General features: G+C 48.8%; 8 protein-coding genes. 1 reads left to right on the top strand and 7 read right to left on the bottom strand.

All coding sequences use genetic code 11. The annotated features are described in order from the left end of the window. The 3 genes from AB4876_RS04155 to AB4876_RS04145 form a co-directional block, all read right to left on the bottom strand. Positions 1-177: transposase (locus AB4876_RS04155; RefSeq protein WP_368380387.1), on the bottom strand; the 177-nt coding region annotated here is incomplete at its 3' end. Positions 178-239: 62 nt separating this feature from the next. Further along, positions 240-1,634: a wax ester/triacylglycerol synthase family O-acyltransferase gene (locus AB4876_RS04150; protein ID WP_368380383.1), complete on the bottom strand. Its 1,395-nt coding sequence runs from the start codon at positions 1,632-1,634 to the stop codon at positions 240-242. Positions 1,635-1,716: 82 nt separating this feature from the next. Further along, positions 1,717-3,162, bottom strand: coding sequence for an HAD-IB family hydrolase (locus AB4876_RS04145; protein ID WP_368380382.1), 1,446 nt, complete (start codon positions 3,160-3,162; stop codon positions 1,717-1,719). Positions 3,163-3,275: 113 nt separating this feature from the next. Between AB4876_RS04145 and AB4876_RS04140 the strand changes: the two genes are divergently transcribed. Beyond that, entirely contained in the window at positions 3,276-4,157 is an 882-nt protein-coding gene (locus AB4876_RS04140) for a LysR family transcriptional regulator (protein WP_368380381.1), read from the top strand. A gap of 46 nt (positions 4,158-4,203) precedes the next feature. On the opposite strand, the gene glmS is transcribed toward AB4876_RS04140, so the two are convergent. From glmS to atpD, 4 genes are all read right to left on the bottom strand, one after another. Further along, the gene (gene glmS / locus AB4876_RS04135) at positions 4,204-6,033 is read right to left on the bottom strand and encodes a glutamine--fructose-6-phosphate transaminase (isomerizing) (RefSeq protein ID WP_368380380.1); all 1,830 of its coding nucleotides are present in this window, start codon (positions 6,031-6,033) and stop codon (positions 4,204-4,206) included. A 23-nt stretch (positions 6,034-6,056) separates the two neighbouring features. Next, complete coding sequence (gene glmU / locus AB4876_RS04130) at positions 6,057-7,439, bottom strand: bifunctional UDP-N-acetylglucosamine diphosphorylase/glucosamine-1-phosphate N-acetyltransferase GlmU (RefSeq protein ID WP_368380379.1); 1,383 nt, start codon at positions 7,437-7,439, stop codon at positions 6,057-6,059. A 125-nt stretch (positions 7,440-7,564) separates the two neighbouring features. Beyond that, positions 7,565-7,990 carry a F0F1 ATP synthase subunit epsilon gene (locus AB4876_RS04125; RefSeq protein WP_368380378.1) on the bottom strand — a complete coding sequence of 142 codons (426 nt, stop codon included), beginning with the start codon at positions 7,988-7,990 and terminating at the stop codon, positions 7,565-7,567. 38 nt (positions 7,991-8,028) lie between these two features. Further along, the gene (atpD, locus tag AB4876_RS04120) at positions 8,029-9,426 is read right to left on the bottom strand and encodes a F0F1 ATP synthase subunit beta (protein WP_368380377.1); all 1,398 of its coding nucleotides are present in this window, start codon (positions 9,424-9,426) and stop codon (positions 8,029-8,031) included. Between the last annotated feature and the right edge of the window lie 56 nt (positions 9,427-9,482).

Raw genomic sequence — 9,482 nt, 5'->3', positions numbered from 1 at the left:
ATCATCTTGGGTACCACGTTCATTACTAGGCACCCTAAAACGGTTGACCCAGTTGTATAGCGTCTTATCCGAAATACCTAAATGATTGGCAACTTCCTTAATGGGGTAGCCACGTTCAATGACTTGAGCGGCTGCCTCTTGCTTAAAGTCTTCAGTAAATTTACGACGTTGATTCATACTTCCTCCGATGGTTAATTTTTACCATGCGGAGTGTCTACAGTGATAGGGGCTATTCAAACTTAGCTCTGCCGACTGGCCAACTTTTCCTGATAATCAGCAAAAGAAGCCTGAATACACGTCATAAAATATTCAATATCGGGAAGAATATTTTCTGTAGAAATCACGTTGAAGTACAAGCTGCCATTGTAACTTGGCGTAGCAATAAACAGTCCCATGCCTTCTCCAAGTGGAGGTAAACCGAACATGCTTTCTAATTGGTGACCCGCGAACTTGATTGGCTGTGCCGGCCCCGGCACATTAGATACAAATAGATTGCACGCCGAAGCGGCCGCCGAACTCGCATTAAGCGCTCGGGAAAATAGATATTGCTCGGTAGCTGGTAAACATTTGGTAAGATCTAAAACTAGGCCGGCACCGGCCTTATCTGCTTTTCCGCGCTGGGTCGCCGCGTGTATTTTAGCTAGCCGCGCTGCGGGATCGGCAATATCGGTATAAATCGGCGCCGTGAACGCACTTATGCTATTGCCACTATCAGTATTATTCCCACCAGCTGTGCTGCGCGCATTAACCGGCACCCATGCTACGAGAGACTGGGACGGCAGCTCTGCATGATGTGCCAAATAACGCCGCAAAGCACCAGCGCAGATCGCCAACACCACGTCATTTACTGTTGCACCGCGGTGAAGTGCCCGCAGCGCATTCAATTCACTGAAATTGACTCGGGTCACATCAAATATTTTTTCGCCTTTTACACTGGTGTTAAATCGACAAACCGGCACACTCTTACGTTCAGAGGGTTTTGTCTGCAGATAATGTTTCGTAGCGTCGCTAATTACCGAGCGACTTTTATACAGCGAACGACTAAATTTAAGTGAATTACGAAGACGATTACTTGCAGCGTTAAAGGCTACGGTCTTCCACGGCAATACGGCCGCTGTTGGAAGCGCCTCGGCAGGGGATTCTGGGCTCGTCAAATAGGCCATTAACTTAGTAATGCCAATCCCGTCAATTGCCACGTGGTGCAGGCGCATAGCAATCGTAAACCCATTTCTGTGGGCCCCATTACAATGAACACCGGTAAATAGTGTTACGTCCCATAAGGGCCGCGTCATATCCATTGGCTGACTGTGAATAGCGCTTACCGCCTCCCGAAGTTGCCGCCAGCCACCAGGATCATTCAAGCCGTACACCGCAAAGTGCTCTTCGTGATTAAAATCCTTATCGTCAACCCAGTAGGGGTAATCCAGCTCCGCCGGTAAACGCATTAATCGCCGGCGGTAAATCGGATGATGTTGCAGTTTCTGCTGCAAATACACGCACAGTACCGCGCCATCTACCTCGCTTTCGGTTTCATCCGCCGGTCCATCAAAATTGAGTAGAACGGTTATATGGGTAAAATTGTCGTCGGTTTGGGTATAGAGAAACTGCGAGTCTAACGCCGTTAACTGTTCCATGTTGATTCTCGTTTAGTGCAATAAAATATTATTAAAATACATTCGCATCTGTTTGAAAAATGTAAGCTAAAACCCACATCGCTTACGCGCTGACAAGCTTTGTTGACTCGCCGAGCGTAGCTTTATAAAGCGCTTCTATTTTTGCAACATTCTTATGCAGGTTCGCCTTGGTCCAGCGCTTAGTATCTATGGGCGGCAGGATTTCGACCTCCACAGTACCCGGGTAATATAGGCTGTCGCCCTTGGGTGATACATCCATCGCATTGCGAATGACAATAGGCACGATCGGCACACCCGCTTGCATGGCCAGATGAAACGCACCCATTTTGAAGGGTAAAATTTGCTTTGAATGGGTGCGCGTGCCCTCTGGGGCCATCACTACCGAAATTTTCTCGTTTTTGATTCTATCAACAAGTGGCTGCATGGCATCGATGGCGCTTTTGCTGTTGCTTCGGTCGATCAGCACAACACCGAACATTTCCATGGCCATACCAATCAAAGGCATTTTCTTGATTTCTGCTTTACCAACACCAGAGAAGTTACGGCGCAGAATTTTGGCGCAGATCAACACGTCAATATCACTTTGATGATTGAAAACAAACACCGCAGGCCGCGCCGCCCACAAGTTTTCTTCGCCAACGATCTCCAGCTTTAAACCCGCTAAAGCCGCGCCGACATCGGCAAAAAGCGAAGCCGAGAAATTTCTCGCTTCCTGTTTCGAGCCAGTTAGCGCCCAGATAGGCAGGCCTGCAACGACAGAGCCGGCAAGACTCAGCTTAGTGGCAATATTGCGCACCGCGCCAAGTGCTGGACTACCTGAGCGGCTTCGAAAAGTTCGTGTTGGCCAGCCACGCTTATCCGCAATAAGCTTCAGTTTTTTACTGGGATTGAGTGGCCGAGGCTTGCCAATGTATTCAAGCAGTTCGATATCGTCGGTACTATCAGAGTAAAAATAACTGCTATCTAAATCGAGGCCTTTGGCTGCAGCGAGGTCAAGGGCGGCATCGACCTTGCCCTGCCCAAAACACAATGGCCCGCCAAGCTCGCCAGTAAAGATACCGTCTTGTACTTCCATCGTACTGCAGGCCACATGATCAATACCAAGATACTTTGCGCAGGGCTCGACCTGATAGGGTGTTGCCGATGAAATAATAGCTACTGTGTGGCCCTTGCGCATATGCGCCTCGATTAGGGCACGGGACTCTGGAATAATTTTTTTGGCAAGATCGCGATCGAAGATTTTTTGGCCGACGGCGAGATAGTCTTCTTCCTGAAGGCCCTTCATATTTTCGGCACAGAGTTTCATTAACGATGCAAAATCAGCATTGCCCAAGCCAAAGCGCGCGATTACATCAACTATTGCTAGCATTTCTAATGGCGAGAGATCTCCGCGCTGGACTTGCTCACGAAGAAAACTAAATACCGAATAACCGGCAATAATAGTGCCGTCAAAATCAAATAGCGCTGCGATATTGGCTCCTTCGGGGCCATTGTCGATTTCGGCAGTGATCTCAGAATACAGCGACATGGGTTTATTTCCTTATTTTTGGCTAGCAGGTCTAAAATCTTGACCCATTTGACAACTTAACAACTATTCAGTCCAATACTATTTATTCTGTAATATTTGGTTTACGTATACCTATGAATACCAGCAAACTACGCTATATCGTCGCAGTTGATCAATTTGGCTCGATGACCGCCGCTGCCGAGGCGATTCATGTATCGCAACCGAGCTTAACCCGAACCGTTGCCGAGCTAGAGAAAGAGCTTGGAGTAATACTGTTTGAGCGCCGCGCTCGCGGCGTGATAACAACACCGCAAGGGCGTCATATTATTGATCGCGCGGCGCGAATACTGGCAGACCTAGATCGGCTGAGCATGGATGCCGAGGTGTACCGTAAGTATCGCGAATCGAATTTGCGCTTGTGCGTTTCACCACCGCCACTGGTCACCCTGATGAACCCAGCACTGCCACAGCTGCTGGCGTCCTTCCCTCAACTTAGAGCCGATCTCAAATCAATATCAACAGAGCGCGCAATAAGCTTGTTAAGGACTGGCGATACCGACCTTATTATTGGTCCGACCAAGGTGCTTGAAGAACGCCGAGAATTTAAAATTATTGTTATAAAGCCGTTTGATGTGTGCTTTTTTACCCGCCGCGCACATCCCTTAGCGGATGAGCCTACGGTGTCTGCAAAGCAAATATTAAATTACCCGCTGGTACTGCCGGAGCGCGCCGGCTCTTCTCCAGAAATAACCAGTCGCTTGTTTGGCGACACTCAAATTCCAAGCGATCACCAGCTGCATATCATTGGCCATTTTCCCCTCGTCTGTGAGGTGGTCGCGGCCACAGATTCTGTCGCTACCGTGGGTCAAGCTTATCGCAATAATAGTGAATTTCTAAAACGCTTCTCGATTTTACCTACTAATGCCGCAGACAAACTCAGTGTGTGCTGCGCGCATCGCCATGACTTTGAGCTATCTGCACCAGCCGCCGCGCTGATTAAAATGCTCGCGCACTAAATAGGATTTAGTGCGCGTTTTAATATAAATTATAAATAATTTAGCGCTATTCTACGGTAACAGATTTCGCGAGGTTACGTGGCTGATCCACATCGGTACCTTTCAAAATCGCAACATGATACGAAAGCAACTGCAGCGGAATAGTATAAATAATTGGCGCAATGACGTCGCTTACATGGGGCAGTTCGATGATGTCCATGCCCTTGGCGGCAGTAAAACCAGCGGCCTTATCGCAGAACACAAAAAGCTGGCCCCCTCGCGCTTGGACCTCTTCGATATTTGATTTTAATTTTTCTAATAACACGTCATTGGGCGCAACAGCGATGACGGGCATATCGGCATCAACCAAGGCCAATGGACCGTGTTTTAACTCACCCGCGGGATAACTTTCTGCGTGAATATAAGAAATTTCTTTTAGCTTTAACGCGCCTTCCATCGCAACTGGCCACTGTGCACCGCGGCCTAAGAAAAGGGCGTGGTGCTTGTCGGCAAAGGCATTGGACATTTGCTGAATACTAGAATTTAACGCCAGTGTTTCGCTTAATAAATCGGGTAACTGGTGGAGCGCAGCAACAATTTCTTGCTCTTCAGTTTCGCTCATGTCGTGATGACGACCGAGGGCAATTGTTAGGAACAATAAGGCCACTAATTGGGTGGTAAAAGCTTTAGTAGAAGCGACGCCAATTTCAGGTCCAGCTTCGGTCATCAAATATAAATCCGATTCTCTAACGAGTGAACTCTGGGCTACATTGCACACCGTAAGCGATGCCGAGTAACCAAGGGTTTTCGCCAGTCGTAAAGCCGCTAAGGTGTCTGCTGTTTCACCAGATTGGGAGATGGTCACCAACAAAGTATTTTCTTGTACTTTAAATTTCCGATAGCGAAATTCACTGGCAACTTCGACACGACACGGTACACCGGCCAGGCCTTCTATCCAGTACTTAGCAACCATGCCCGCGTGGTAGCTAGTACCACAGGCAACAATTTGAATTGACGAGACGGTTTTAAGTATCTCTTCCGCTTGGGCACCCATAGCCTCAGCGAGAATTTTTTTGGCGCCCAGCCTGCCCATTAAGGAACGGCGAATTACCGCGGGCTGCTCATATATTTCTTTGAGCATATAATGACGGTATATGCCTTTATCGGTAGTTTCTGCTGCCGTATCAATCTGGGTAATATCGCGGGATACCTTATTGAACTCTTCATCCCGAATAATAAATTTGTCGCTGTATATTTCGGCTATATCTCCCTCTTCCAAATACACAAAGCGATCGGTTACTTGACGCAGGGCGAGCTGATCGGAGGCAATAAAGTTTTCGCCGATACCCATACCAATAACAAGAGGGCTGCCCTTGCGCGCGCAAATAATGCGCTGAGGTTCTTTGGCGTGGATTACTGCTAAACCGTAGGCTCCATCTAACTCGGGAATAGTGGCGCGCAGTGCACTTAATAAATCGCCACTTTGCTGGTAGTGGTAATGCATTAAATGCACGATGGTTTCAGTATCGGTTTGTGACACAAATATGTAGCCGAGTTTGGCAAGGCGCTCACGCAGTTCAGCGTGATTTTCAATAATGCCATTGTGAACCAACGCAATATCCCCAGAGAGGTGGGGATGGGCATTTACTTCCGAAGGCTGGCCGTGTGTCGCCCAACGAGTGTGGGCGATACCAAGATTACCTGACAAGGGACTGGTGTCGAGTTCCTCGGCTAGTTTTTGGACTTTACCCACTTCTTTGCGGGTATCAAGCTCGCCGCTAGCGGTTATCACCGCCATACCGGCGGAGTCGTAACCTCGGTACTCTAACCGCCGCAGACCTTCGAGTAATATTCTGGGAACCTCACGTTGCGCGACCGCGCCTACAATGCCACACATAGTCTGGTTTCCTTATTAATCATTTAATCGCGAGCTAGTTTTTCAGGCCGTTGCCAACCGCTTATATTACGTTGTTTACCCCGCGCTACCGCCAATTCACCCTCGGCAATATTGCCAGTGATAACTGAGCCTGCGCCAATCGTTGCGGCTTTACCTACCGTAACCGGAGCCACCAATGCAGTATTAGAGCCGACAAATACCTCGTCGGCGAGTGTTGTCTTGAATTTATTCACACCGTCGTAGTTACAGGTGATGGTACCCGCACCTACGTTAACATTGCTACCAATCTCGGCGTCGCCAATATAACTAAGATGGCTTACTTTACTGCCAATACCAATATTGGCCTTTTTGGTTTCAACGAAATTGCCAATTTTAACCTCGGCCGCCAATACTGTACCCGGCCGCAAGCGAGCAAAAGGACCGACGCTACAATCTGTACCGACAACGGCGCCCTCCAGCACTGAATTTGCCTTTATCTCAACATCGCTGGCTATTTTTGTATCACTTATATGGCAGTTAGGTCCAATACGGACGCCATCACCCAGTATAACGTCACCTTCGAATACGCAATTAATATCAATGTAGACATCATTGCCCGTTGTTAAGGTTCCGCGCACATCAATGCGGCTGGCATCAGCTAGGCTGGCACCGGCTAGCATGAGTTTATCGGCATAGCGGCGCTGGTAAAAACGCTCTAATTCTTCGAGCTGAATACGGTTATTCGCGCCCTGAACTTCCATAGGCTCAGTCGCTTGGCAAACATTGATTGGCACACCGTCGCTGACGGCCATCGCAATGATATCGGTGAGATAGTATTCACCTTGGGCATTGTCGGCACTGAGCTTTGGCAACCAACGTTTTAACGCGCTCGCCGAGACACACATAATACCAGTGTTTACTTCGCCTATTTTTAATTGCTCAGCGTTAGCGTCTTTTTGCTCAACAATCGCCGTTACCTCAGCTGCACTATTGCGAACGATACGGCCGTAACCATTGGGGTCGGCTAATTCAACTGTGAGCAAGCTGAGCTGCTCTGCGCTGGCTTTACTAACACTAGTGGCAATTAGTTTTTCGATTGTTTCTGGCGTTGTTAGAGGTACATCGCCGTAAAGAATTAAGACCCTGGCATCATCACTTACTGCTGGCAAGGCTTGAGCGACTGCATGGCCAGTGCCGTTTTGCTCACTTTGCAGTGCCCACTGTATGGCAGGATCAGTAATACTTTGTTTTACCTGATCTGCACCGTGACCGATAACCACATGGGTTGTGGAACTTGCGACGGCGCTGGCAAGGTCGATAACATGGGAAAGCATGCTTTTGCCCGCGACGGGATGCAATACTTTCGGGAGAGTTGATCGCATCCGACTGCCTTGACCAGCAGCTAATATAATCACTTCTAATGTCATGTTATGTCCTTTTTAACGCAGTATTTTCGTTTAAGAGTAGTACCTGCTTGATTGTAACGGGGAATACGAGCGGATACGAAAAAGGGCGACCGGAGTCGCCCTTTTCTTAAGACAGCAAAATTGCGTTATTTGCTCAACGATTTCCGGATTTGTTGCAAAGTCCGAAGTTGAGCGGTCGCTGCTGCCAACTGCGCTGCTGCACGAGAGTAGTCGATATCGCCACTCTGATTTAGCATCGCTTGTTGAGCGTGTTTCTGTGCTTCCAGTGCTGCTGCCTCGTCGAGGTCGCCAGCGCGGATCGCGGTGTCGGCCAGAATACTTACCACATTGGGCTGTACTTCTAGAAAACCACCAGAAACATAAAAGATCAGCTCTTCGCCGTTGTCCTGCACAATACGTACTGGGCCGGGCTCAAGCGATGTCAGCAACGGCGCGTGACCATAAGTCACACCCAGGTCACCCTGGGTACCGTTTGCAACGATCAGCTTAGCGCGACCAGAAAACAACTCTGCTTCAGCACTAACGATGTCACAATGAATAGTCATAGCCATATTTTAGCCTCTCAGGCGTAAAGCTCGCTTGCGCGAGCTTACAGTTTAGCCGCTTTCTCGATTGCTTCTTCGATGGTACCAACCATGTAGAAAGCCTGCTCTGGCAGGTGATCGTAGTCACCGTTCAGAATACCGCTAAAGCCAGCAATGGTGTCTTTCAGAGACACGTACTTACCTGGGCTACCGGTAAAGATTTCAGCGACGTGGAAAGGCTGTGACAAGAAACGTTCGATTTTACGAGCACGCTCTACAGTCGTTTTGTCTTCTTCAGACAATTCGTCCATACCGAGAATGGCGATAATATCTTTCAGTTCTTTGTAGCGCTGCAATACGTTCTGTACGCCGCGAGCCACTTCATAGTGCTCGGCACCAATGATCAGCGGATCCAACTGACGTGAAGTAGAGTCCAGTGGATCTACCGCTGGGTAAATACCCTTAGCAGCGATGTCACGGCTCAGTACAACAGTTGAGTCTAAGTGAGCAAAGGTGGTTGCTGGCGATGGGTCGGTCAAGTCATCCGCCGGTACGTATACCGCCTGGATAGAAGTGATAGAGCCAGTCTTAGTCGAAGTGATTCGTTCCTGAAGAACACCCATCTCTTCGGCCAGTGTTGGCTGGTAACCTACCGCTGAAGGCATACGACCCAACAGTGCAGATACTTCGGTACCGGCCAAGGTGTAACGGTAGATGTTGTCAACGAACAACAGTACGTCACGGCCTTCGTCACGGAATTTTTCAGCCATGGTCAAACCAGTCAGTGCAACGCGCAAACGGTTACCTGGTGGCTCGTTCATCTGGCCGTAAACCATCGCTACTTTAGATTTGCTGAAGTCTTCGACGTTTACAACGCCGGCTTCCTGCATCTCGTGATAGAAGTCGTTACCTTCACGAGTACGCTCACCAACACCGGCGAATACAGACAAACCGCTGTGTTCGGTTGCGATGTTGTTGATCAATTCCATCATGTTTACGGTTTTACCAACACCGGCACCACCGAACAGACCAACTTTACCACCCCGTGCGAATGGGCAAACCAAGTCGATAACCTTAATACCGGTTTCGAGTAGGTCGTTAGAAGATGCTAATTCTTCGTAGGCAGGCGCCTTACGGTGAATAGGCATACGCTCTTTTTCGCCGATAGGGCCACATTCGTCAATGGGGTTGCCAAGAACGTCCATGATCCGGCCCAGGGTTTCAATGCCCACGGGTACTTTGATCTTGTCGTTAGTGTTGCTAACGTCTAGACCACGACGCAATCCTTCAGAAGAACCGAGGGCGATGGTGCGAACTACGCCGTCTCCTAATTGCTGTTGCACTTCCAGGGTTAGACCGCTGTCAGTAACCAACAGTGCATCATAGACCTGTGGTACCGCATCGCGTGGAAATTCCACGTCGATAACGGCGCCGATAACTTGTACGATACGTCCGCTACTCATGTCCGGTTCCTCTTCAAAACCTTAAATAATCAAATTCTGTTTCAGTGGTGAAAATA

The sequence above is a fragment of the Zhongshania guokunii genome, assembly GCF_040892635.1.
Classification (GTDB): Bacteria; Pseudomonadota; Gammaproteobacteria; order Pseudomonadales; family Spongiibacteraceae; genus Spongiibacter; species Spongiibacter guokunii.
The sequence above is the reverse complement of the archived record's forward strand: the minus strand, read 5'-3'. Positions and strand labels throughout refer to the sequence as shown.